The organism is Mesorhizobium sp. LNHC209A00 (assembly GCF_000502915.1).
Lineage (GTDB): Bacteria > Pseudomonadota > Alphaproteobacteria > Rhizobiales > Rhizobiaceae > Mesorhizobium.
On record NZ_AYWT01000070.1, the window covers coordinates 1 to 447 of the forward strand.

The window sequence follows — 447 nt, forward strand, 5'->3', positions numbered from 1 at the left end:
GCAGGATTTCGCGGTGTCGCCCGACAGCATCTCCACGCGCACACCAGCGTTGTGCAGCTGGTCGATGGCTGTCCTGGTGTCGACACGCAGCGCATCCTTGAAAACGAAGGACGCGGCAATCATACCGTTTTTCGTCAGCACTGTTCCGCCATAGCCATGTTTGCCTTCGCCGCGGGTTCGAGCCTTCCAGCCAGCCCATCCGCGTCTACCCAGCCGCCAGGCGCTACCGGCGGCTGTAGCTTCGATNCATGGCCGAGCCGTCCCTAACCATGATGCCGTTCTCGAACAGGCGCCGTGCTGCGACCACCTGGACGATTGGAACGGCGAGGCCAAGCGCGCAGGGGCACGTGATGATGAGAACAGCGATGGCGATCGTCATCGCCCGGTGCCAGTCGCCGGTCGCCGCCATCCAGCCCAGGAACGTTGCCAAGGCGGTGAGATGAACCA

Annotated in this window: 1 pseudogene; it reads right to left on the minus strand. The window is 63.5% G+C overall.

The features are described from left to right. A pseudogene (locus X739_RS1000000169060) lies at positions 1-447 on the minus strand (nitrogen fixation protein FixI); the annotation flags it as partial.